Annotated in this window: 20 protein-coding genes; 6 read left to right on the forward strand and 14 right to left on the reverse strand. The window is 67.6% G+C overall.

What is annotated here, in order from left to right; all coding sequences use genetic code 11:
- Positions 1-12: 12 nt before the first annotated feature.
- Genes ABC728_RS01645 through ABC728_RS01655 form a run of 3 tightly spaced genes read right to left on the reverse strand, consistent with a single transcriptional unit; the run spans position 13 to position 2,034 of the window.
- Positions 13-606, reverse strand: coding sequence for a hypothetical protein (locus ABC728_RS01645; RefSeq protein WP_416618620.1), 594 nt, complete (start codon positions 604-606; stop codon positions 13-15).
- On the reverse strand, positions 587-1,600 hold the full coding sequence (locus ABC728_RS01650) for a sterol desaturase family protein (protein ID WP_416618619.1): 1,014 nt from the start codon (positions 1,598-1,600) through the stop codon (positions 587-589). The genes ABC728_RS01645 and ABC728_RS01650 overlap by 20 nt, the downstream gene beginning before the upstream one ends.
- Before the next feature lie 20 nt (positions 1,601-1,620).
- Complete coding sequence (locus tag ABC728_RS01655) at positions 1,621-2,034, reverse strand: hypothetical protein (RefSeq protein WP_416618618.1); 414 nt, start codon at positions 2,032-2,034, stop codon at positions 1,621-1,623.
- Between the two features lie 216 nt (positions 2,035-2,250).
- Between ABC728_RS01655 and ABC728_RS01660 the strand changes: the two genes are divergently transcribed.
- The gene (locus ABC728_RS01660; protein ID WP_416618617.1) at positions 2,251-3,690 is read left to right on the forward strand and encodes a coniferyl aldehyde dehydrogenase; all 1,440 of its coding nucleotides are present in this window, start codon (positions 2,251-2,253) and stop codon (positions 3,688-3,690) included.
- Positions 3,687-4,604, forward strand: a complete 918-nt coding sequence (locus ABC728_RS01665; RefSeq protein ID WP_416618616.1) for a LysR family transcriptional regulator — start codon at positions 3,687-3,689, stop codon at positions 4,602-4,604. Before ABC728_RS01660 ends, ABC728_RS01665 begins: the two co-directional genes overlap by 4 nt.
- A gap of 46 nt (positions 4,605-4,650) precedes the next feature.
- Here the strand turns inward: ABC728_RS01665 and ABC728_RS01670 are convergent, their stop codons facing one another.
- The 4 genes from ABC728_RS01670 to arsC form a co-directional block, all read right to left on the reverse strand.
- Positions 4,651-8,145 carry a hybrid sensor histidine kinase/response regulator gene (locus ABC728_RS01670; protein WP_416618615.1) on the reverse strand — a complete coding sequence of 1,165 codons (3,495 nt, stop codon included), beginning with the start codon at positions 8,143-8,145 and terminating at the stop codon, positions 4,651-4,653.
- A 161-nt stretch (positions 8,146-8,306) separates the two neighbouring features.
- On the reverse strand, positions 8,307-9,263 hold the full coding sequence (locus ABC728_RS01675) for a DUF979 domain-containing protein (RefSeq protein ID WP_416618614.1): 957 nt from the start codon (positions 9,261-9,263) through the stop codon (positions 8,307-8,309).
- Positions 9,260-9,931: a DUF969 domain-containing protein gene (locus tag ABC728_RS01680; RefSeq protein ID WP_416618613.1), complete on the reverse strand. Its 672-nt coding sequence runs from the start codon at positions 9,929-9,931 to the stop codon at positions 9,260-9,262. The genes ABC728_RS01675 and ABC728_RS01680 overlap by 4 nt, the downstream gene beginning before the upstream one ends.
- Before the next feature lie 102 nt (positions 9,932-10,033).
- Positions 10,034-10,399, reverse strand: coding sequence for an arsenate reductase (glutaredoxin) (gene arsC / locus ABC728_RS01685; protein WP_416618612.1), 366 nt, complete (start codon positions 10,397-10,399; stop codon positions 10,034-10,036).
- A 223-nt stretch (positions 10,400-10,622) separates the two neighbouring features.
- Between arsC and ABC728_RS01690 the strand changes: the two genes are divergently transcribed.
- Both ABC728_RS01690 and ABC728_RS01695 read left to right on the forward strand, forming a co-directional pair.
- Positions 10,623-11,075 (forward strand): DUF4112 domain-containing protein, encoded by a 453-nt coding sequence (locus ABC728_RS01690; RefSeq protein WP_416618611.1) that lies wholly within the window; start codon positions 10,623-10,625, stop codon positions 11,073-11,075.
- A gap of 342 nt (positions 11,076-11,417) precedes the next feature.
- The gene (locus tag ABC728_RS01695; protein WP_416618818.1) at positions 11,418-11,837 is read left to right on the forward strand and encodes an organic hydroperoxide resistance protein; all 420 of its coding nucleotides are present in this window, start codon (positions 11,418-11,420) and stop codon (positions 11,835-11,837) included.
- Positions 11,838-11,857: 20 nt separating this feature from the next.
- Here ABC728_RS01695 and ABC728_RS01700 read toward each other — a convergent pair whose 3' ends face one another.
- The 5 genes from ABC728_RS01700 to ABC728_RS01720 form a co-directional block, all read right to left on the reverse strand.
- Positions 11,858-12,301, reverse strand: coding sequence for an Lrp/AsnC family transcriptional regulator (locus ABC728_RS01700; RefSeq protein ID WP_416618610.1), 444 nt, complete (start codon positions 12,299-12,301; stop codon positions 11,858-11,860).
- Between the two features lie 205 nt (positions 12,302-12,506).
- The gene (amaB, locus tag ABC728_RS01705) at positions 12,507-14,009 is read right to left on the reverse strand and encodes an L-piperidine-6-carboxylate dehydrogenase (RefSeq protein WP_416618609.1); all 1,503 of its coding nucleotides are present in this window, start codon (positions 14,007-14,009) and stop codon (positions 12,507-12,509) included.
- Positions 14,010-14,184: 175 nt separating this feature from the next.
- Positions 14,185-15,255, reverse strand: coding sequence for a saccharopine dehydrogenase family protein (locus ABC728_RS01710; protein WP_445376317.1), 1,071 nt, complete (start codon positions 15,253-15,255; stop codon positions 14,185-14,187).
- 141 nt (positions 15,256-15,396) lie between these two features.
- On the reverse strand, positions 15,397-16,986 hold the full coding sequence (locus ABC728_RS01715) for a PAS domain-containing sensor histidine kinase (RefSeq protein WP_416618607.1): 1,590 nt from the start codon (positions 16,984-16,986) through the stop codon (positions 15,397-15,399).
- A gap of 172 nt (positions 16,987-17,158) precedes the next feature.
- Positions 17,159-18,037, reverse strand: a complete 879-nt coding sequence (locus tag ABC728_RS01720) for a LysR family transcriptional regulator (RefSeq protein WP_416618606.1) — start codon at positions 18,035-18,037, stop codon at positions 17,159-17,161.
- A gap of 157 nt (positions 18,038-18,194) precedes the next feature.
- Between ABC728_RS01720 and ABC728_RS01725 the strand changes: the two genes are divergently transcribed.
- Positions 18,195-19,304, forward strand: a complete 1,110-nt coding sequence (locus ABC728_RS01725; RefSeq protein WP_416618817.1) for an S-(hydroxymethyl)glutathione dehydrogenase/class III alcohol dehydrogenase — start codon at positions 18,195-18,197, stop codon at positions 19,302-19,304.
- Between the two features lie 3 nt (positions 19,305-19,307).
- Positions 19,308-20,150 carry an S-formylglutathione hydrolase gene (gene fghA / locus ABC728_RS01730; protein ID WP_416618605.1) on the forward strand — a complete coding sequence of 281 codons (843 nt, stop codon included), beginning with the start codon at positions 19,308-19,310 and terminating at the stop codon, positions 20,148-20,150.
- 49 nt (positions 20,151-20,199) lie between these two features.
- Here the strand turns inward: fghA and thiE are convergent, their stop codons facing one another.
- Both thiE and ABC728_RS01740 read right to left on the reverse strand, forming a co-directional pair.
- Entirely contained in the window at positions 20,200-20,826 is a 627-nt protein-coding gene (gene thiE, locus ABC728_RS01735; protein WP_416618604.1) for a thiamine phosphate synthase, read from the reverse strand.
- Positions 20,827-21,032: 206 nt separating this feature from the next.
- A complete protein-coding gene (locus ABC728_RS01740) occupies positions 21,033-21,962 on the reverse strand; it encodes a class I fructose-bisphosphate aldolase (protein ID WP_416618603.1) in 930 nt (309 codons plus the stop codon).
- Positions 21,963-21,980: the final 18 nt, after the last annotated feature.

Raw genomic sequence — 21,980 nt, forward strand, 5'->3', positions numbered from 1 at the left:
GTGCGCTCTCCGTCACGGTTGGGCGGGTGGTCGCGGAGGCAGGCGGGCGATCCCGGCGGCCAGCGCCGCCACCCAAAGCATCAGGCCCAGATGTAGCCCGATGATGCGGGCATCCGGTGCCAGCAGGCCCGGTACGCGCGTCAGGGCCGCACCCACCATGCCCGCCATCGACAGGCCCAGCCACAGCCGGGCCTGTCCCGGCCGCCCCGCCATCAGCCGTACCGTGGCGGCCAGGATGAACAGGCTGGCCAGCGGCCCGACCAGGGCCTTCTGTCCGGCCAGCGCCAGGGCGGCGACCATCAGGATGGCGACCCCGGTCACCAGTGGCCAGCGCCGTGGGTTGGGCAGCATGAACAGTGCTGCGGCCACGGTGGCGAAACCCAGCAGGGCGTAAAGGTCCGACGCCCCCTGATGCAGGCTGACCAGCCAGGGGGCCTGAACCCCGCCGAACCGCGCGGCCCCGGCGGCCGACGGCACGGCCAGGGCGGCTATGGCCAGCGCCAGCAGCCGCACGGGCCCCGGCGCGGGCCCCGCCCGACCTGTCAGGGTCCAGGCCGCCCACAGGCAGGCCAGGGCCAGCAGCGCATCACTGGCTGCCAGCAGCATCGGCCACCTCCTCCCCCAGCAGGCGCGCAGGCGCTGGCGGGGCGGTGGCCGGGGCGGGCAGGCCGGGCGTGCCCGCCTGATCGGGATGGCGGCGCAGATAGGCGGCCTTGATCCGGTCGGTATCGTCGCGGCTGCCATCATGGCTCCAGCCCGGCGGGCCGAACAGGTACATGAAACGGTCCCGCAGGCGCAGCCCCCGCCGGGCCTGGTCCTTGAAGATGCCGACATATTCATGCACGGCGATGCGCAGCGGGTTGAAGGTGCCCAGGTCATGCACCAGCCCGTACTTCACGGGCTCGCGGTCCAGTTCAGGCACGAAGGTGCCAAACAGCTTGTCCCAGACGATCAGCGTGCCGGCATAGTTGGCATCCAGATAGCGGGGATTGGACCCGTGATGCACGCGATGGTGCGAGGGCGTGTTCATCACCGCCTCGAACCAGCGCGGCATGCGGCCGATGGATTCGGTATGCACCCAGAACTGGTACAGCAGGTTGAGCGACGATACGAAGATCAGGATGGCCGGGTGGAAACCCAGGAAGGCCAGCGGCAGCTTCAGCACGAACATCCCCGTCACCGCACTGGTCCAGGGCTGGCGCAGGGCGGTGGCGAAGTTGAAATGCTGGCTGGAATGATGGACCACATGCGAGGCCCAGAGCCAGCGGATGCGGTGCATGAAGCGGTGCGCCCAGTAATAGCGCATGTCGTCGATCAGGAAGCAGGCGGCGACGACCCAGACGGAGGTGCCCAGATCGAACAGCCGGTGGCCATAGGCCCAGAACATGGCGGCGGAGATGGCACCCCCGATCGCCAGGCCGGACAGAAGCCCCGTGATGACATAGCCCAACCCCATGGTCAGGCTGGCCGCGCTGTCGCGCGTTTCGTAATGCGCCCGCACCAGATGCAGGCGCATCAGCACCAGTTCCAGCACCAGCAGCAGCAGATAGAGCGGGCTGGCCAGGGTGGCGACGTCGGGAAAGCTCAGATTGTCGGGCATCAAATCCCCCGCGGGTGAGGTCAGGGTTTGAAACTGTCCAGGCGCTGGCGCCATTGCGCGGCCGTCGCGGCGTCGGCAAAGGCCAGCCGGAAGGCGGGCGTCGTGAAATCGGCAAGCCGCAGGGTCAGGACACTGTCGCGGATGGCCCAGCCCGCGATATCGGCCGGATGGAGGCGGCGCGCCACCCAGAACTGCCCCATGGGCAGCAGCAACCCCAGCCGGTCCCGCATATCCAGATCCAGCAGGGCCGATCCGCCATCAGCCGACAAGGTGGCGCCCGTCGCCTTCTCATCCGGCATCAGGTCGGCGAACTGCCGCATGGCTGTCGCAGTGTCGGGCAGGCGCGGGCTGTCGCTTCGCCCCAGCCAATGATGCAATGCCGTGATGAAAAGGATGGAGGCAGCACTGCCTGCAATCAGATAAAGAAGTGTCATGGGGTTTCGCCCTTTCAGACCGGAGGGATCATAAGGCGGCGGACTGCGAACCGCTTCTTGCCAAAATCTCATCAATTCATTCCTGATGCGTAGGTCCGCAGCCATGGCCGTCCCTGTATGGTGGCCGCGCCGGTAATCGATGCGCGATTGTCATGATGCGCGGTGGGCATTGCGTGGTGATCGGGCGTGATCAGCGCAAACGGGTACGGGGGGATCATGAACATGCGTACCGGGGAACCCGTGGAAGAGACCGCGCCACCCGACCTGGAAGGGCTGCTGGCCGCCCAGCGCCGTGCCGTGCTGGCGGCCAATCCCCCCGACCTGGCGGCCCGCCGGCAATCCCTGGATGCCCTGGCCGGTCTGGTTCGCACCCATCGGGAGGCGATGATCGCCGCCGTCAGCGCCGATTTCGGCAACCGCGCGCGCCAGGAAACCGAACTGGGCGAGCTTCTGCCGCTGATGAACGGCATCCGGCATGTGCGCCGCCATCTGAAATCCTGGATGCGGCCCGAGCGGCGGCGGCCGGGGCTGGCCTTCCGCCCGGCGTCGGCGCGGGTGGAATATCAGCCGCTGGGCGTGGTGGGCATCCTGTCGCCCTGGAACTATCCGCTGTTCCTGACGCTGGGGCCGCTGGTGGATGCGCTGGCAGCCGGCAACCGGGTGATGATCAAGCCATCCGAACTGGCCCCGCGCACGGCGGAACTGCTGGAACGGCTGCTGGCCGGGCTGTTCGCGCCCGACCAGGTGGCCGTGGTGCGTGGGGGTGCCGGGGTGGCGCAGGCCTTTTCCCGGCTGGCCTTCGACCATCTGATCTTCACGGGGTCGACGGGTGTCGGGCGGGCCGTGATGCAGGCGGCGGCCCCCAACCTGACGCCCGTCACCCTGGAACTGGGCGGCAAGTCGCCCGTGCTGCTGCTGCCGGGCCAGGACCCCGACCGCGCGGCGCGCACCATCGCCATGGGCAAGTTCTTCAATGCCGGCCAGACCTGCGTGGCGCCCGATTACGTGCTGGTCCCGCGCGCGCAGATGGCGGGTTTCGCCGCGGCCATGTTGCGCTGTGCGGAGCGCATGTATCCCGCCATCACGGGTAATCCCGACTATACCAGCATCATCACGGGCCGCCATTACGCGCGGCTGGTCTCGCTGGTGGAAGGGGCCGTTGCGGCCGGGGCCGGGGTACGGCGCCATGCCGATCCCGGTGACGCGGGCCGCCGGCTGTTCCCGCCCACGCTGCTGATCGACCCGCCGGCCGACAGTGCCGTGATGGGGGAGGAGATATTCGGCCCCATCCTGCCGCTGGTCCCCTATGACCGGGTGGAGGACGCCGTGCGCTTCGTCAATGAACGGCCCAAGCCGCTGGCGCTCTATTGCTATGGCCGGGACGAGAGGCAGGTGGCTGAGGTGCTGGACCGCACGCGGTCGGGCGGGGTGACGGTGAACGCCACCATGCTGCATGTGGGGCAGGAGGACCTGCCCTTCGGCGGCGTGGGCGAGAGCGGCATGGGAGCCTATCACGGGCGCGAGGGATTCCGCCAATTGTCGCATGCGCGGGCCGTGCTGCGCATGGGGCGCTTCAACGCCTCGCACATGGTGGCGGCCCCCTATGGCCGGCTTGTGCGGCTGGTCACGCGGCTGTTCATCGGGGGTGGATCATGAACCTGCGCCGCCTGCAGCATTTCGAGGCACTGTACCGCCTGCAAAGCTTCGCGCGCGCGGCCGACGAGCTGGCCATCACCCAGTCGGCCCTGTCGCGCAGTCTCCAGAAGCTGGAAGAGGAGCTGGGGGCCGTGCTGTTCGACCGCACGACCCACTATGTGCGGCCCACCGATGCCGGCGACCGGCTGATCCGGCCCGTTCAGGACGTGCTGGCCGCCGCCGGCAACCTGGACGCCGCCGCGCACCAGCTGGGCCGGCCGGGATCGGGCACGGTGCGGGTGGGTGTCGGACCCTATCCGCTGCAGCCCCTGCTGACCCGTGCCATCGGCCGGTTCGGGGCGGCGCATGCGGGCGTGCGGGTCACGGTCACGTCGGGTACGTCCGACGTGCTTCTGCAGGGGCTGGTGGACCGGTCGCTGGACCTGGTGGTCTGCGACATCAGCAAGTTCGACGGGTCCGCCTATGCTGACGAGGTGGTGGTGACGGCCCTGCCGCGCGAGCCGCTGATGATCATCGCGGCCACGGCCCACCCGCTGCCCGGCGGGCGGGACCGCAAGGCCGCCATCGTGGAGCGCCCCTGGGCCCTGCCGCGTCCGGCACCGGGCAGCGAACACCGCTTCGCCCCGGCCATCCGGGCCCGCATCGCCCAGCGCAGCTTTCCCGACTATGAACTGGACAGCACGCTGGCCTGCCTGGAGGTGGTGCGCCAGGGGCCGGCCATCACGGTGGTGCCGCGTTCGCTGGCGCTGGGCGCCTGCCGCGACGGCGACCTGACCGCCTATCCCATGGGCAGCGGGGAGCAGACGAATGACGGCATCCACCTGCTGCGCAACCGCAGCCAGAGTGCCGCCGTCACGGCCTTCGTGAAGGTGCTGCGGGATACCGCGCAAGGACTGGCGGCCGGGACGGCATAGGCTTGCGGGCCGCCGCCGGGAATGCAGGTCCGGGCGCGCAGGCCGCCTATGCCGCCCGTTCCCGGCGCTTTTCGGCCAGCATGTGCGACAGCAGCGCGCGCAGGGCGCCGGGGCGCACGGGCTTGTAGATGATGCGGCAGTTGGCGGCGGCCACACTGTCTTTCACCCCGTCGCTGCGGTCGGCCGTGATCACGGCGGCAGGCAGCGACGGGAAACGGGTACGGATCAGCGTCAGCGATTCCAGGCCGCTCAACCCATGGTCCAGGTGGAAATCGGTCAGCACGATGTCGGGCACCCGGTCGCCCAGCGCCGACAGGGCGGCCGCCCCCGTCTGGCCCCATACCACCTCGCAAGACCAGCCGGACAGAAGGGCGATGGTTGCCTGGGCGATGGCGGGCTCGTTCTCCACGCACAAGACCAGCGTGCCTTCCAGGCCCGCGACGCTGGCGCCGGCTGTCTGGCGCTGCGGCAGCGCGGCGCGGGTGGCCAGCGGCACCTCCACCGAAAAGCAGCTTCCCCTGCCCACGGTGGAGCGCAGGCCGACACGATGCTCCAGGATGGCCGCGAACCGTTCCACGATGGAAAGCCCCAGGCCCAGCCCCTTGTCGCGGTCCCCCGGCCCGTTGCCCAACTGCCGGAATTCCTGGAAGATCTCGCGCTGCTTCTCCTCCGGGATGCCGGGGCCGGTGTCCCAGACCTCCACCCGCACCGCGCCGGGCAGACGCCGGCAGCCGACCAGGATACGCCCCCGCGGCGTGTAGCGCAGGGCGTTTGCCAGCAGGTTCTGCACGATGCGCCGCAACAGCACGGCGTCGGTGTCCACATTGGCCCGGCAGGGCACCCAGCGCAGGTCCAGCCCGTGGCGCTTGGCCACCACGGCCAGTTCGTCGGTCAGCGGGCGCAACACGTCGTCGATGGATACGGGCGTGCGGTTGGGCTTCACCACGCCCGTATCCAGCTTGGTGATGTCCAGCAGGTCGCCCAGCAAATGTTCCACCGACCGCAGGGCCGCGTCGGCCTGGTTGACCAGCGCGTCCGGCCCCCGGTCCAGGGCGGCGGAGATGAACAGCCGCGCGGCATGCAGGGGTTGCAGCAGATCATGGCTGACAGCGGCCAGCAGGCGCGTCTTGGCCTGGTTGGCGCGATCGGCCTCCGACTTGGCGGCGGCCAGATCGACCGTCCGTTCCGCGATGCCGCGTTCCAGCCCTTCATTGGCGGCGCGCAAAGCCTCGGCTGCGCGGTGGCGCTCCGTCACGTCGGTATAGACGGCGACGAACCCGCCGTCGGGCAGGGGGTTGGATGTGATTTCCAGCACCGATCCGTCCGGCCGCGTGCGGTGGAAACTGTCGGGCATCTCGCGCCGCCGGGGGTCCAGCCGGCGGGCGAACAGGGTTTCGACCTCCCCCTCCTCGCCGAACTCCCCCCGGCCCTGGAGATAGGCCACAAGCTCGCCCATGGGGGTGCCGACCTTGATCATGGCCTCGGTCACGTCCAGCATCTCCAGGAAGCGGCGGTTCCACAGGCGCAGGCGGAAATCCTTGTCCACGGCGCAGATGCCCTTGCCCACATTCTCCAGCGTGGAACGCAGCAGCACATGCTGGTCCAGGATGGCGCGCGACGCCTCGTCAATGATCAGCCGGGCGTCGGAACGCGACAGGTGGCGGTCCGACAGCAGGCTGGCCACCACGACGCGGGCCGATGCCGAGCCGATGGCACCGGCCAGCAGCCACTCTGTGGCGCGGATCGCCTCGTCATCGATACGTTCCAGCAGCCCTTCCTCGAAACGTTCCACATCCGGCGCGCGCGCCTGGACCAGGTCGCGGAAGACCGCGTCGGCGCGGGCCGCGCCGACATAGCGGGCGGCCAGCCCGTGCAGGTCGGCCAGCGCCGCACCGCGCGACGGGGACGGGCCGTCGCGCGCGTCGTGGCGCATGGACACGAAACGCCGGGCCTGCTGCTTTTCCAGTTCCGACTGTCCCGTGATGCCGGAGACGAGCGCGATCATGAACAGGTTCAGCCCCAGGCTGATCACGGCGCCATGGGCCAGCGTGTCGACATCGTGGATGCCGCCCAGGCCCGCCGGCGCCAGCCAGCCCAGCCCGAACAGCCCCCGGTCCATCATGTCACCGGGGATCAGCCCGGCCACGGCGAAGGACGGAATCAGCACCGTGTACATCCAGGCGCCGAAACCCGTGACCAGCCCGGTGATGGCCCCCGCCTTCGTGACCCGCCGGAAGAACAGGCCCATCAGCAGGGCAGGCGCGAACTGTGCCACGCCGGCAAACGACACGGTGCCGATCGTGGCCAGCGGAAAGGTGGTGCCGATCATCAGATAATAGAGATAGGCCATGCCCAGCAGGGCCACGACGGCCAGCCGCCGCACGGTCAGCAGCATCGGCTTGGGATCGTCGTGCCAGCGGCGCATGGCCGCGGGCCAGCCCATCAGCATGGGAACGATCAGGTCGTTGCAGACCATGGTGGACAGGGCCACGGCGCCGACGATGATCATGCTGGTCGCCGCCGACAGGCCACCGATGAAGGCCAGCACGGCCATCCAGTCATGCCCAAGGCTGAGCGGCACCGTCACCAGGAACGTGTCGGCATTCACGCTGCCATCGGGAAACATCATCAGCCCGGCCAGCGCCACGGGCAGCACGAAGATGTTGATGGCCACCAGATAGAGCGGGAACAGCCAGCTTGCCGTGCGGATGTCGCCGACATGGGTGTTCTCCACCACCGTCACATGAAATTGCCGCGGCAGGCACAGGATGGCCAGCGCCGCCAGCAGCGTCATGGCCCACCAGCCGAACCCCAGGTTCGGGGTCAGCAGCCCGGCCAGGTCGGGCTGCTCCATGGCGCGCCGGAAAACGCCGGCCGGACCGTCGGCCACGGCATAGACGATGACGCCGCCGACCATGAAGGCCGCCGCCAGCTTCACGATGCTTTCTGAGGAGATGGCCATCATCAGGCCGCGATGATGCTCGTTCGCATGGATGTTGCGCACGCCGAACAGGATGGCGAAAAGTGCCATGGCGCAGGTGATGAGAAAGGTCGTCTCCCCCGGGATCGCCATCATGCGGTTGGCGAAGGGATCGCCGGCCAGCGCCTCCAGGCTGATCGTGATGGCCTTGAGCTGCAAGGCGAAATAGGGCAGCACGACGGTCACGGCCATGACGGTGATCAGGGCCGCCAGCGCCCGGCTCTTGCCATAGCGGGCGGAGATGAAGTCGGAGATGGAGACGACATTCTCCGCCTTGGCGACGCGCACCATCTTCACCAGGATGGGACTGCCCAGGGAGAAGATCAGGATCGGGCCGACATAGATGGGCAGGAAATCCCAGCCGCTGGCCGCCGCCCGCCCGATGGCGCCATAGAAGGTCCAGGACGTGCAATAGACGGCCAGCGACATGGCATAGAGCAGTGGCGCGCGGCGTTCCTGGACCTCCGGCTGGCGCGCGGCATAACGGTCGCCCCACCAGGCGATGGCGAACAGGGTCGCCAGATAGCTCAACGCCAATCCCAGAACCGGCCAGCTCGACATGCCTGAACCCCTGAACCTGAACCCTTGAACCTCAATCAAGGGCCATGGAGCATGACCCTCTGCACGCCCACGGGTCGTGCGCCCATGGCCGGGACGGGATAGTCTACGCGCTGGCGGGTGGCGCGTCATGTAGCCGGTGGTCGGGGGCGCCGCCCACCGGCCTACCAGGCGCGGAAGGCCAGGATATACATCAGGGTGGTGTTGATGAGCAGCATGGGCAGGGCGGTGGGGATCTGGACCTTGATCACGCCGTTGCGGTCGGGCAGTTCCAGCAGCACGGCCGGCACGATGTTGAAATTGGCGGCCATGGGGGTCATCAGGGTCCCGCAGAAGCCGCACAGCATGCCGATGGCCCCCATCACGGCCGGGTCACCGCCGAACCGGCCGACGATTAGCGGCAGGCCGATGGCGGCCGTCATGACGGGAAAGGCCGCGAACGCATTGCCCATGACGATGGTGAACAGCGCCATGCCCAGGCAATAGGCCAGCGTGGCGGCCAGCGGCGTGGTCAGCGGCAGCCATTCGCCGACCAGCGTGCCCACGGCCTGACCCACCCCGCCCAGCGCGAAGACGGCCCCGAGCGAGGCCAGCATCTGCGGCAGGATGGCGGCCCAGCCCACGGCGTCCAGCAGCCGCCGGCCTTCCTGCAGCGGCACGGCGGGGGCCGGGCGCAGCCAGGCCAGGCACAGGCCCAGCGCCAGCAGCACCTCCAGCGTCAGGGACACGAGCGTAGCGTGGCGGCTTTCCACCAGGGCCACGCCGCCGATGGTCAGATGCTTGAAGACCAGGGTGCCGGCCAGCACCGTGGCCGGGATGACCAGCGCCGGAAGCAGCAGCTTCGCCCCGCGCCGCTGGGCGCGTTCCCGGCGTTCTGCCGGTCCCGTCGTCGCCACGCCGCCGCGTCCCAGGCCGGCGGCGCCGACGGCCACCATGGCCAGGACCAGCAGCCCGTTGCCGAAATCGCCCAGCGCATCACCGGCCAGGAAGGACAGGGCCAGCCCGCCCCAGAACAGGCCGTTCAGCCAGCGACGGGGGTTGTCCCGGTCGCGCAGGCCAAGCAGGGCGCAGGCGGCGAAGAACAGTCCGCCCACGATGTAAATTTCATGCAGCCCGATCATGCGCGGATCCCTGCCACACCCAGGCGCCGGTCCAGCATGCGCAGCCGCACGGCATGCACACCCAGCGCCGCGATGGCCGTCGGGATGGCCCAGAGCGAAAGCTGCAAAGGTTCGACCATCACGCCGTTCTGTTCGAGAAAGCCCTTGATCAGCAGGATGGAAGCGATGGCCAGGAAGATATCCTCGCCGAAGAACAGTGCGATATTGTCAGCCGCCGCGCTGTGGGCGCGGATCAGATGGCGGGTGTCGGCGTCCAGCGGGCCGCGCCGTGCCTCCGTCGCCGCCTCCGCCATGGGGGCCAGCAGGGGGCGGACCGTTTGCGGATGCCCGCCGACGGAGGTCAGGCCCACGGCCGCCAGCGCCTGCCGGGCCATGAAATAGCCCAGCAGCAGCCGGCCCGGCGTGGCACCCTTCACCCGTGTGATCAGGCCGCGCGCCAGTTCCTGCAGGCCTTCCCGTTCCAGCAGCCCGATCACGGGCAGCACGATCCAGACCAGGCTGACATAGCGGTTGTCATTGAAAGCCCGGCCCAGGGCCGATATGAGGCTGACCGGGTCCATGCCCGCCGTCAGCCCCGTGACGATGGCCGCCGCCGCAATCACCAGCAGGGGGTTGAGCCGCAGGATGAACCCCAGAACCACGACGCCGACGCCCAGCAGCACCCACATGGCGCCCCCCCACCTTGTTGGACAAGCGCGCAAGGGTGCCTGCGGCCGGTCTGAAATGCCAGCGGGTTCAGGGGGAGGGGGCAAGGGACGCCGGTTTGCCGGTCAGGCCCCGGCGGCGGGCAGGATTTCCACCAGCCTGTCGGCCGGCCGGCACAGGCGCACGCCCAGCGGTGTTTCCACGATGGGGCGGTTGATCAGGACGGGATGGGCCAGCATGGCGTCGATCAGCGCCTCATCGGAAACCGCCGGATCATCCAGCCCCAGTTCGCCATATATGGATTGTTTCTGGCGGATCGCCTCGCGCATGGTCAGACCGGCCGCGGCGATCAGCCGGACCAGGGTAGCGCGGTCGGGCGGCGTCTTCAGATATTCGATGATCGTCGGCTCCACCCCGCTGTTGCGGATCATGGCCAGCGTGGTGCGCGACGTGCCGCAGGCCGGATTGTGATAGATCGTGACCTTGGTCATGGGGGCTTCCTGCTGCCGGAGGATGTGTTTCCTTATACCCTCGCATGAATGCCAGAGCCGGCGGCGCAACAGAAGTGCTGCGGGGGAATGCCTGAAAAAGGGGCGGATGCCGGTCCGCCGGCCCTTGACCGGAAGGGGTGGGCATCCCAGATGCCCCGACATTGCGTCTTTTGGCCCGCTATGCCGGCGCGTCGGCATCCGGGCTGGTCATGAAGGGGCCGTCATGGGCGAAGATTTATCGGTATGGACCGATCCCGCCTGGCAGGCCTACAGGGACCAGCATTGGCGCCTGCGCCGCCGGCTGGAGCGCACGGCACGGCTGCTTGACAGTGTAGTGCGCCTGCCCGTGCTAGGCTGGCGCGTGGGGCTGGATGCGCCCCTGAACCTGATCCCCGGCGTGGGCCTGGTCACCACCACGGGTCTTTCGACCTGGCTGATCCTGGAGGCTGCGCGGCTGGGGGCCACGCGGGGCCTGTGTGCCCGCATGGCCGGCAATGTGCTGATCGATGCCGCCATCAGCGCCGTACCCGTCGTCGGCTGGCTGGGCGACATGTTCTTCCGGGCCAATGACCGCAATGTGAAGCTGCTGTCCGGCCACCTGGATGCCGGCCACCCGTTCCGGCGTCCGCAGAGGGGACCCGGCGGCGTGGTCGACGGAACGGCTGAACGGCTGTGATCCAGGCGACCCCCCATCCCGCAAGGGCCGGCGTCAGGCCCTTCCACTGACGGAAGGCCGGCCGGAAGGCCCGATGGTCGTGCCCCCATCGGCATGACCATCGGACGGCCGCCGGGAAGGGTGTCTCACAGGCCGCCTTCAACCCGGCCTGCTTTCCCCGCGGCCGTCCACCCCAGCCCCTGATCCTGTCAAACGCCGATAATGCATATCAAGCGATCAAATCGTGCGCGATATAATATGTTGCGAACGATTAGATCGTGTGCGATGTTCTCCTCACGACAACGGCACCCTCCAATGGCCCGCCGGGCCCGGGGCGCCCCCTTGCGAAGAGGAGTGATGATCATGAAGGTTCTCTATACCGCGACGGCCACGGCCACCGGTGGGCGCGACGGCCGGGCCGTCTCCGATGACGGGCTGCTGGATGTGGCGCTGGCGGCGCCCAAGGCGCTGGGCGGGGCCGGTGGCGCCACCAATCCCGAGCAGCTTTTCGCCGCCGGCTATGCCGCCTGTTTCATCGGCGCGCTGAAATTCGTGGGTGGCCGCGACAAGATCGCCGTGCCGGCCACCGTCTCCGTGACCAGCAATGTCGGCATCGGTCCGCGGGATGATGGCGAGGGGTTCGGTCTGACCGTCACGCTGAATGTCAGCCTGCCGGGCCTGGATCGGGCCGCGGCGGAGGACCTGACGGCCCGTGCCCACAAGGTCTGCCCCTACAGCCACGCCACGAAGGGCAATATCACGGTCGACACGGTGATCGTGTGATAGGGGGGGACCGGCACCTGTCAGCGGCGGAACTTGTCGGACAGCACCAGGGAGGACATGGTGCGTTCCACGCCCGCAAGCTGGCCGAGCTGGTCCAGCACCCGGTCGATCTCCTGCACCGACTGCGCCGCGACCACGGCCATCATGTCATAGGTGCCGCTGATGGCCGACAGGCTTTCCACCTCTGCGATGCGCTTCACCTCTGACACGATGCGGGCCAGCATCTTGGGGTTGGTGGACAGCAGCACATAGGCCCGGATCGTCCGGCTGCTGCCGGGGTCCTGACGCAGGGTATAGCCCTGGATGATGCCCAGCCGTTCCAGCCGGGCGATGCGCGCCTGGACCGACGACCTTGCCAGCCCCAGCTTGCGGGCCAGCGAGGCCGCCGGTTCGCGCGCATTTGCCTTCAGCAGGGAAAGCAGCGCCGTATCGATGGCATCCTGCTGGGCGTCGGCGGCATCCATGGGCGGGGTCCTGGCTGGGGGTGTCTTATCAGGTCTCGTTATCAAATCGCGCGGGTCGTATCACCAGCGTTTCCTGTTCTCACCAACCGTCATACCGGCCTTCGCCGGGATGAGTGTGGTAAGGCTGGAAACGGCAGTGAAACAGAATCTGTGAAGACGGGGGATCAGGACGGGCGCGACGCCCCCGCCCTGATCCCCACATGCATCACAGTTCGGGGAACTCGATCCCCTGGGCCAGCGGCAGGGAGGTGCCGTAATTGATGGCGGAGGTCTGGCGGCGCATATACTGCTTCCAGCTATCCGATCCGCTCTCGCGCCCGCCGCCCGTTTCCTTCTCGCCACCGAAGGCGCCGCCGATTTCCGCCCCGCTGGGCCCCATATTGACATTGGCGATGCCGCAATCGCTGCCGTTGGGCGCCAGGAAGCGCTCCGCTTCCAGCAGGTCGCGGGTGATGATGCTGGAGGACAGGCCCTGCGGCACGTCGTTCTGCATCGCCACCGCGTCCTCGAAGCTCTCATAGCGCAGGACATAGAGGATGGGGCCGAAGGTTTCGTGGCGGACGATCTCCGTCTGGGCCGGCATCTCCACCAGGGCAGGATAGGCATACCAGGCATCGGGGAAACGGTCGGCCAGGGCCCGGCCGCCGCCATGGACGGTGCCGCCCTGATTCTGCGCCGTATCCAGCGCGCGCGAAACGGCGTCGAACGCCGCCTTGTCGATCAGCGGCCCCATCAGGGTGCCGGCTTCGCGCGGGTCGGCCGGCCGGATGGCGGCGAACGCATTCTTCACCGCCGACACCACCTTGTCATAGCAGTCGGCATGGACGATCAGGCGGCGCAGGGTGGTGCAGCGCTGGCCCGCCGTGCCGACGGCAGCGAACAGAATGGCGCGCACGGCCAGCTTCAGGTCGGCCGACGGCGTCACGATCATGGCATTGTTGCCGCCCAGTTCCAGGATGGACCGGCCGAACCGCCCGGCGACGACCGGTGCCAGTTCCCGGCCCATGCGGGTGGAGCCCGTGGCGCTGACCAGCGGCACACGGCCGTCGGCGGCGATGCGTTCCCCCACGTCGCGCAGCCCGAACAGAAGCTGAGCCAGGCCTTCCGGCGCGTCGCCGAACCGGGCCAGGGCCTTTTCCAACAGGGCATGGGTGGCAAGCGCCGTCAGCGGTGTCTTTTCCGACGGCTTCCAGATGACGGGGTCGCCGCAGACCAGCGCCAGTGCTGCGTTCCAGGCCCAGACGGCGACGGGGAAGTTGAAGGCCGTGATGATGGCCACCGGCCCCAGCGGCTGCCATGTCTCCACCATGCGGTGCCGCGGGCGTTCCGATGCGATGGTCAGGCCATGCAACTGGCGCGACAGGCCGACGGCGAAGTCGCAGATGTCGATCATTTCCTGCACCTCGCCCAGGCCTTCCTGGACGATCTTGCCGGCTTCCAGCGTGACCAGGGCCCCCAGGTCGGCCTTATGCTCGCGCAGCACCTCCCCCAGCAGGCGGACCAGTTCACCCCGGCGCGGTGCCGGCACGGTGCGCCATGCCTTGAAGGCATCGGCCGACCGGGCCAGGGCGGCATCCACCTGTGCAGGCGAATGGGCCTTCACCGCACCCAGGCGGGACCCGTCGATGGGGGAGCGGGAAACGATGTCGCCGTCCGCGACGAGATGCGCGATGCCCAGGCGGGAAAGGAGGGCGGCGGTATCGGACATGGGGCAGGACTCCGGTATCTGGATCGGCTGGGTGGTTCTTGTTGTGCGGGAAGGGTATTCCCGCCTTTGTGAGACGCCGGGGCACTTCGTTCCAGCTTTCTCTACCGTCATCCTCACGCTGGATCCCCGCCTGCGCGGGAAGGACGGTAAAGAGGCAGGAAACAGCCCCCGAACCTCACGCATAGACCTTCCCGAAGCGGTTGGAAAGGAACAGGTCCAGCGGCATCTGTTCCTGGCGGACGAAGCCCTTGGCCGGCAGGTGGCCGGCGGCGTGCAGGTCCAGCATGGCGCAGATGCCGGCGGCCGTGCTCATCTGGATGGCCGACAGGAACTGGCCTTCCACCTCCTCGCCATGGATGTGGCGGACGATGCTTTCCTGTTCCAGGCGGCCATGGCGCTTGCCCGACACGGTACAGAAGACCAGCACCACGTCCTGCATGGTGATGGGCAGCGCTTCCTCCAGCACCTCCTTCAGTAGGTCGCGGCGGCGCGCCAGCCGCAGGTCTTCGACCAGCAGCTTGATGATGGCGCAATGGCCGGGATAGCGCACGGACTTGTAGGTCAGGTTCTCCACCCGGCCGGCCAGCGTCTCGGTCAGGGAACCCAGGCCGCCCGAGGTGTTGAACGCCTCGTAGGTGATGCCTTCCAGCGCGAATTCCTCCAGGTCCTCCAGCGGCGGCAACTCGACATTCTTGCCATCCTGCACCGCCTCGCACGGGTTCAGATACTCGTTGATCAGCCCGTCGGTCGACCAGGTGAGGTTGTATTTCAGCGCGTTGGTCGGATAGCGGGGCAGGGCGCCGACGCGCAGTTGCACGTCGCGCAGGCTGTCAAATCCCGCTGCCAGACCGTGGGCGGCGATGGAAACGAAGCCGGGGGCCAGGCCGCATTGCGGCACGAAGGCGGAATTGGCCTTGGCGGCCACTTCCTTCACCACGCGGGTGCTGGCCACATCCTCGGTCAGGTCGAAATAATGGATGCTGGCATCATAGGCGCCATAGGCGACCGTCGCCGTGGTGTGGAAGGGCAGGGCGTTCAGCACCGCATACTGGCCTTCCATGGCGCGGCGCAGGGCCGGGCCGTCATTGATATCCAGTTCCAGCGTATCGACGCCGATATCCGAGAAGCGCTTCAGGGCGGCGGCGCTATGGTCGGCCACGGTCACCTTGTACTCGCCCGTGCGCCGCAGCAGCAGGGTGATGGCGATGCCGATCTTGCCGGCGCCCAGCAACAGGATGTTCTTCATCATGTGTCCCCGTTCGTTCCCTTGGATGGATTTGAAGGGAATGGTGACGGGGGCGGCGGCCGGTCGGAAGGCGGCGATCTGTCGATATGCAGGCAATTTGACGGCGATCCGACGGATATTCGAACAAACCGCCAGCGGCGTTCAGCCGGACAGGACGGCACGCAGCCGGGCCAGCAGGGTGACCATGGACACCGGCTTGCACAGCAGGGCGCTGCCGGGGGGTAACGCCTCGCTGTCGGCCCGGTCGATATAGCCGGTCAGGAACAGGATCTTGATCCGCGGCCGGCGGGCATGGGCCAGTTGCGCCAGCAGCCTGCCATTCATGCCGGGCAGGCCCACATCGGTGATCATGGCATCGATGGGCGTGCCGGAAGAGATGATGGGCAGCGCCTCCTCGCCATTGCCGGCCTGATGCACGTGATAGCCCTGTTCCGTCAGCGCCTCGGCCAGGACGAGGCGGATCAGCACCTCATCTTCCACCAGCAGGATGCTGGGCCGTTCCTGCGGAACCGGTGGCGGGGGCGGCGGGGCCTGTGTCACCACTTCGTCGCCCGGAGCGGCATGGTGCATTCCCCCTGCCAGGCGCGGCAGATAAAGCTTGATGGTCGTGCCCTCCCCCTCGCGGCTTTCCATTTCCAGAAAGCCGCCCGACTGGTGGATGAAGCCGTAAAGCTGGCTCAGGCCCAGGCCTGTCCCCTGACCCATGGGCTTGGTCGTGAAGAAGGGCTCCACGGCGCGGGACAGCACGTCTGCCGACATGCCGATGCCGGTGTCGGACACGGACAGCATCAGGTAATCCCCGGCCTCGATGGTCTGTCCGGGCAGCATGCGGCGGGGCAGGGTGACATTGGCCGTGGCGATGGTCAGCGTGCCGCCGCCCGGCATGGCATCGCGCGCATTCAGCGCCAGGTTGAGGATGCCGCTTTCCAACTGGTGCGGGTCGACCTGACAGATCCATCCGGTATCGGCCAGGGACAGTTCAACGCGCACCATCTCCCCCACGGAACGGCGGACCAGTTCGGCCATCCCATATACCAGCCGCGCCATGTCGGTCGGTTCCGGCCGCAGGGGCTGACGCCGGGCGAAGGCCAGCAGGCGCTGCGTCACGGCCCCGGCCGTTTCCAGCGCCGATCGGGCGACGCCCAGATGGCGGTGGATATCCGTCTGGTGCGAGCCTGCACGCTGGCCGATCATTTCCAGGCTGCTGCCGATGGCCTGGAGCAGATTGTTGAAATCATGGGCCACACTGCCCGTCAGCTTGCCGATGGTTTCCAGCTTCTGCGCCTGGAACAGGGCGTCGCGCGCTTCTTCCAGTGCCAGTTGGGTTTCCCGTTTTTCCGTGATATCGCGCGTGATCTTGGCAAAGCCGACCAGACTGCCATCATCGTCACGGATGGGGTCCACAACGACGCTGGCCCAGAAACGCCGGCCATCCTTGCGCACGCGCCAGCCTTCCGCCTCGAACCGCCCGTCGCGCAGGGCGGTGGCCAGGACATGCTGCGGCATGCCGGCTTCCCGGTCCTCCGGCGTGAAGAACCGGGAGAAATGCTGGCCGATGATCTCTGCCGCCTGATATCCCTTGAAACGCTGGGCCCCGGCATTCCAACTGCTGACGATCCCGGTCGGGTCCAGCATGTAAATGGCATAGTCGGTGACACACTCGATCAAAAGCTGGAGATGGCGTTCTCCAGCCCTATTCTCTGCGAACTGTCCAGAGGGTGCAATATTCAAGAGATCGATTTCCAGTCGGAGGCCAGGAAGCAGGCCGGATGGAGAAGGATGACGGAATTTCAGGCCACTGACAATTCAGGTCAATTCATCCGATAGTTCTAATATTCCACCGCAAAGGGGTATCCGCATGGAAACTCCCTTTCGGACCGGAGGGGCGACGGGCAATCCGCCCTCATATCCGCCCCACATGCAGTTTCAGATATTCCACCAGCAGCGCCACCTTGGGCGACAGGTGGCGGCGGTGCGGATAGACGGCCCAGATGCCTTCCGCGGGGGGGCGGGCGGTGTCCAGCAGGCTGACCAGCGTGCCGGCCTTCATATCGGCCTCGACATAGAAATCCGGCAGCTGGCAGATGCCCAGCCCCTGCCGCGCCGCATCCAGCACGGCGAATCCGCTGTTGCAGCGCCAGGGGCCGGCGGGGCGGAAATCGATCAGACGCTCCCCCTCGCTGAAATGCCAGAGGTCCGCCGTGCCCGTCAGGCAGGCATGATGTGCCAGATCTTCCAGGCTGCACGGTACGCCATGGCGCCGGAGATAGGCGGGAGCGGCGCAGAGGTAGCGCCGCCGGGTGGCCAGCCGCACGGCGATCAACCGGCTGTCATCCAGGCTCGCCCCCGTGCGCACGGCCAGATCGAAGCCTTCGCCCACCAGGTCCACCAGCCGGTTCGTCAGGTCGATGGCGACCGAGAGCTGCGGATGATCGCGCAGGAACCGGTTGACCAGCGGCACGATGAACCGCTCCCCATAGGCGATGGAGCAGGTCAGTCGCAGATGGCCGCGTGCCGCCCCGTCACGTTCAATGATGGCGGCGAACGCCTCGTCACGTTCCTCCACCAGCCGCCGGCAGCGTTCCAGGAACGCGCGGCCGGCATCGGTGACACTGACCCGCCGCGTCGTGCGGTAGAGCAGCCGCACCTGCAGGCGGTCCTCCAGCCGGGCGACCTCTCGGCTGACATGGGAGGTGGAGACCCCAAGCCGGGCCGCCGCGCCGGAGAAGCTCTCCGCCTCGCATACGGCGATGAAACTGTCGATGCCGTCCCAGGAACCCATGCGCGTGACCGGCCTGATTATCCCAACTGTGCAATAATCATTTGCCGAAATGCATGATCGTTGCCAGAACTTTCCGGCTATAGTCTGCCGGTCCCGTCCCATGTCGCATGCGACGGGGTGCCTGCTGCTGACCCTTGCCGATCGGGACACGATACCCATGAAAACCCGCGCCGCCGTCGCCTTTGAAGCCAAGAAGCCCCTGGAAATCGTCGAACTGGACCTGGAAGGCCCCAAGGCGGGCGAGGTGCTGGTGGAGATCATGGCCACGGGCATCTGCCATACCGACGCCTATACGCTGGATGGCTTCGACAGCGAAGGTATCTTCCCCTCCATCCTGGGGCATGAGGGGGCGGGGATCGTGCGGGAGGTCGGGGCCGGTGTCACGTCGGTGAAGCCCGGTGACCATGTCATCCCGCTCTACACCCCGGAATGCCGCCAGTGCAAAAGCTGCCTGTCGCGCAAGACCAACCTGTGTACGGCCATCCGCGCCACGCAGGGCAAGGGCCTGATGCCCGACGGCACCACGCGGTTCAGCTACAAGGGCACGCCGGTCTATCATTACATGGGCTGCTCCACCTTCTCCAATTTCACGGTCCTGCCGGAGATCGCGCTGGCGAAGATCCGAGAGGACGCACCCTTCCAGTCGTCCTGCTATATCGGCTGCGGCGTGACCACGGGCGTCGGGGCGGTGACCAACACGGCGAAGGTGGAGCCGGGCTCCAACGTCGTGATCTTCGGGCTGGGCGGCATCGGCCTGAACGTGATCCAGGCGGCCCGCATGGTGGGGGCCGACAAGATCATCGGTGTCGACATCAACGACCGGAAGGAGGAATGGGGCCGCCGCTTCGGCATGACCCACTTCGTCAACCCGAAGAAGGTCGAAGGTGACATCGTCCAGCATCTGGTCGCCCTGACCGATGGCGGGGCCGACTATACGTTCGATTGCACGGGCAACACCATGGTCATGCGCCAGGCGCTGGAAGCCTGCCACCGCGGCTGGGGCGTGTCGGTGGTCATCGGCGTGGCGGAAGCCGGCAAGGAAATCTCCACGCGCCCGTTCCAGCTGGTCACGGGTCGCGTCTGGAAGGGCTCGGCCTTCGGCGGCGCCCGCGGCCGCACCGACGTGCCGAAGATCGTCGACTGGTACATGCAGGGCAAGATCGAGATCGACCCGATGATCACCCATGTGCTGAGCCTGGAGGAGATCAACAAGGGGTTCGACCTGATGCATGCGGGCGAGAGCATCCGTTCCGTCGTGGTGTTCTGATCCATGGCGCTGGAAACCGTCTCCACCACCCGGTCCCATGGCGGTGTGCAGGGCGTCTATCGCCATGCCTCCACGGCGACGGGCACGCCCATGGTATTCAGCGTCTTCACGCCGCCGCAGGCCGCCGACGGCGCGAAATGCCCCGTCGTCTGGTATCTGTCGGGCCTGACCTGCACCCATGCCAACGTGACGGAGAAGGGGGAGTTCCGCCGCTGGGCCGCCGAACTGGGCCTGGTCATCATCTGCCCCGACACCAGCCCGCGCGGTGAAGGGGTGGCCGACGATGCGGGCTGGGACCTGGGGCAGGGGGCCGGTTTCTATGTGGACGCGACCGAGGCGCCCTGGGCACCGCATTTCCGGATGTGGACCTATGTGACGGTGGAACTGCCGGCCCTGGTGGCCGCGCATTTCCCCGTCGACATGGAGCGTCAGGGTATCACGGGCCATTCGATGGGCGGGCATGGGGCGCTGACGGTGGCGCTGCGCCATGCCGGCCGGTTCAGGTCGGTGTCGGCCTTTGCACCCATCGTGGCCCCGACGCAGGTCCCCTGGGGCCACAAGGCGCTGCCGGCCTATCTGGGCGACGACAAGGACCTGTGGCGCCGGCACGACGCCGTCGCACTGATCGAGGATGGCGCGCGCCTGCCCGACCTGCTGGTGGACCAGGGTACGGCCGACGGGTTCCTGGATGGCCAGCTTCGTCCGCAATTGCTGGCCGATGCCTGCGCGCGGGCGGGCATCCCCCTGACCCTGCGCCTGCAGGAAGGGTACGACCATTCCTATTATTTCATTTCCAGCTTCATGGAAGACCATCTGCGCTGGCACGCGGCGCGGCTGGCCGGGTGACCCTGTCGGGGCGCCGGCCGGCCGGCCGGTCAGGGCCGGTGGCCGGCGCTTACCTGCCGGCGATCCGCTGGTTGAAGGCCTTTACCGCGGCGACCGGACCATCCGCATGGTTCCAGACGCCGCCGCTGACGGCCAGGAAGTCGGCCCCCGCCTTCACCAGCGCGGCGCAATTATCGACGGTGATGCCGCCGATGGCCACGCAGGGGATCTCCATCATCTCCTGCCACCAGGACAGGATCTCCGGCTCGGCCCGGGCCTTGGGCTCCTTGGTCGCCGTGTCGAAGAAGGCGCCGAAGGCCACGTAATCGGCCCCGTCCTCCCCTGCCACCATGGCCAGGTGCCGGCTGTCATGGCACGTGACGCCGACGATGGCGTCGCGGCCCATGATCTTGCGCGCCTGGGTATAGGGCGTGTCCTCCTGCCCGACATGCACGCCATCGCAGCCGCCGGTCGCTGCTAGGTCGGGGCGGTCGTTCAGGATGAAAGCCACGTCCCGGTCCTGGGCGATGGGGCGCAGCGCATCGATGGCTCGACGGATATCGTCGTCCCCCACCATCTTCAGCCGCAACTGCACGCAGGCCACGTCCCCCGCATCAAGGGCCGATGCCAGTTGGGCGGGGAAGGTGGCCAGATCGATGCGCGGCGGGGTGATCAGATAGAGGCGGCAGTCGGACATGGATGGTTCCGGAGGAAGAGGCGGTCATGAAAAAAGCCCGGCGCGGTGTTGAACCGCGCCGGGCCCCATAGCAGCCCAGTATATAGCAGGGGTTAATGGCATTGACCCCTGCTATCCGCGCCGACCGGCGCCGCGCCCGCACGTGAAGGCGTGAAGCCAGCCCACGGATGTGGGCGCCGGCGTCTCAAGCAACAAGCGTAAAGCGCTTATTCCTTGTTCTGGTAGATGCGGACCAGCCTGTCCAGCAGGGCCAGCGCATCCTCGCGCGAGCGCTGGAAGGCATTGCGGCCGATGATGGAGCCGTTGCCGCCGCCGTCGCGGATGGCACGGGCGTCATCGTACACGGCATCCTCGCCCTTGGCTGCACCGCCGGAGAAGACCACCAGGCGGCGGCCGTTGAAGCAGGCCTGGGTGATGTGCTTCACGCGCTCCGCCTGGGTGGCGCGCGGAATGTCGTGCTTCTCGTAGATCTTGCGGGCTTCATCCTGCTCCAGGTCGGCGGTGGGCAGCTTGACCTTGATGATGTGGGCGCCCAGCAGGGCGGCCATGTGGGCCGCGTAGGCGTCCACATCCAGCGCCAGTTCACCCTTCTTGGAGATGGCACCGCCGCGCGGATAGGACCAGATCACCGTGGCGATGCCCTTGGACTTGGCCTCACGCGACAGTTCGCGGATTTCTTCCATCTGGCCGAACTGCGCATCGGAGCCCGGATAGATGGTGAAGCCAATGGCCGATGCGCCGATGCGCAGGGCGTCATCGACGCTGGCCGTCACGGCCTGATCGGCACCTTCCTTGAAGGTGGACAGGCTGTTGGCGCTGTTCATCTTCAAGATCAGCGGGATGGAGCCGGCGAAAGTCGAAGCACCGGCTTCCAGCGGGCCCAGCGGGGCGGCATAGGCCGACAGCCCGGCATCGATGGCAAGCTGGTAATGGTAGTGCGGATCATAGGCCGCCGGGTTCATGGCGAAGCTGCGGGCGGGCCCATGCTCGAACCCCTGGTCGACGGGCAGGATCACCAGCTTGCCAGTGCCGCCCAGGCGGCCTTCCATCAGGATACGGGCGAGATTGGCCTTGGTGCCGGGATTGTCGCTCTCATACCAGGAAAGGATTTCCTTCACGCGGCGGGTAAGCTTCATTTTCGTTTTCCTGCCAGG

Source organism: Niveispirillum fermenti, from assembly GCF_052474395.1.

What these genes read in the sequence shown, in the direction of transcription:
- ABC728_RS01645 (WP_416618620.1), bottom strand. Translation starts at nt 606, where the DNA reads ATGCTGCTGGCAGCCAGTGATGCGCTGCTGGCCCTGGCCTGCCTGTGG.
- ABC728_RS01650 (WP_416618619.1), bottom strand. Translation starts at nt 1,600, where the DNA reads ATGCCCGACAATCTGAGCTTTCCCGACGTCGCCACCCTGGCCAGCCCG.
- ABC728_RS01655 (WP_416618618.1), bottom strand. Translation starts at nt 2,034, where the DNA reads ATGACACTTCTTTATCTGATTGCAGGCAGTGCTGCCTCCATCCTTTTC.
- ABC728_RS01660 (WP_416618617.1), top strand. Translation starts at nt 2,251, where the DNA reads ATGAACATGCGTACCGGGGAACCCGTGGAAGAGACCGCGCCACCCGAC.
- ABC728_RS01665 (WP_416618616.1), top strand. Translation starts at nt 3,687, where the DNA reads ATGAACCTGCGCCGCCTGCAGCATTTCGAGGCACTGTACCGCCTGCAA.
- ABC728_RS01670 (WP_416618615.1), bottom strand. Translation starts at nt 8,145, where the DNA reads ATGTCGAGCTGGCCGGTTCTGGGATTGGCGTTGAGCTATCTGGCGACC.
- ABC728_RS01675 (WP_416618614.1), bottom strand. Translation starts at nt 9,263, where the DNA reads ATGATCGGGCTGCATGAAATTTACATCGTGGGCGGACTGTTCTTCGCC.
- ABC728_RS01680 (WP_416618613.1), bottom strand. Translation starts at nt 9,931, where the DNA reads ATGTGGGTGCTGCTGGGCGTCGGCGTCGTGGTTCTGGGGTTCATCCTG.
- arsC (WP_416618612.1), bottom strand. Translation starts at nt 10,399, where the DNA reads ATGACCAAGGTCACGATCTATCACAATCCGGCCTGCGGCACGTCGCGC.
- ABC728_RS01690 (WP_416618611.1), top strand. Translation starts at nt 10,623, where the DNA reads ATGGGCGAAGATTTATCGGTATGGACCGATCCCGCCTGGCAGGCCTAC.
- ABC728_RS01695 (WP_416618818.1), top strand. Translation starts at nt 11,418, where the DNA reads ATGAAGGTTCTCTATACCGCGACGGCCACGGCCACCGGTGGGCGCGAC.
- ABC728_RS01700 (WP_416618610.1), bottom strand. Translation starts at nt 12,301, where the DNA reads ATGGATGCCGCCGACGCCCAGCAGGATGCCATCGATACGGCGCTGCTT.
- amaB (WP_416618609.1), bottom strand. Translation starts at nt 14,009, where the DNA reads ATGTCCGATACCGCCGCCCTCCTTTCCCGCCTGGGCATCGCGCATCTC.
- ABC728_RS01710 (WP_445376317.1), bottom strand. Translation starts at nt 15,255, where the DNA reads ATGAAGAACATCCTGTTGCTGGGCGCCGGCAAGATCGGCATCGCCATC.
- ABC728_RS01720 (WP_416618606.1), bottom strand. Translation starts at nt 18,037, where the DNA reads ATGGGTTCCTGGGACGGCATCGACAGTTTCATCGCCGTATGCGAGGCG.
- ABC728_RS01725 (WP_416618817.1), top strand. Translation starts at nt 18,195, where the DNA reads ATGAAAACCCGCGCCGCCGTCGCCTTTGAAGCCAAGAAGCCCCTGGAA.
- fghA (WP_416618605.1), top strand. Translation starts at nt 19,308, where the DNA reads ATGGCGCTGGAAACCGTCTCCACCACCCGGTCCCATGGCGGTGTGCAG.
- thiE (WP_416618604.1), bottom strand. Translation starts at nt 20,826, where the DNA reads ATGTCCGACTGCCGCCTCTATCTGATCACCCCGCCGCGCATCGATCTG.
- ABC728_RS01740 (WP_416618603.1), bottom strand. Translation starts at nt 21,962, where the DNA reads ATGAAGCTTACCCGCCGCGTGAAGGAAATCCTTTCCTGGTATGAGAGC.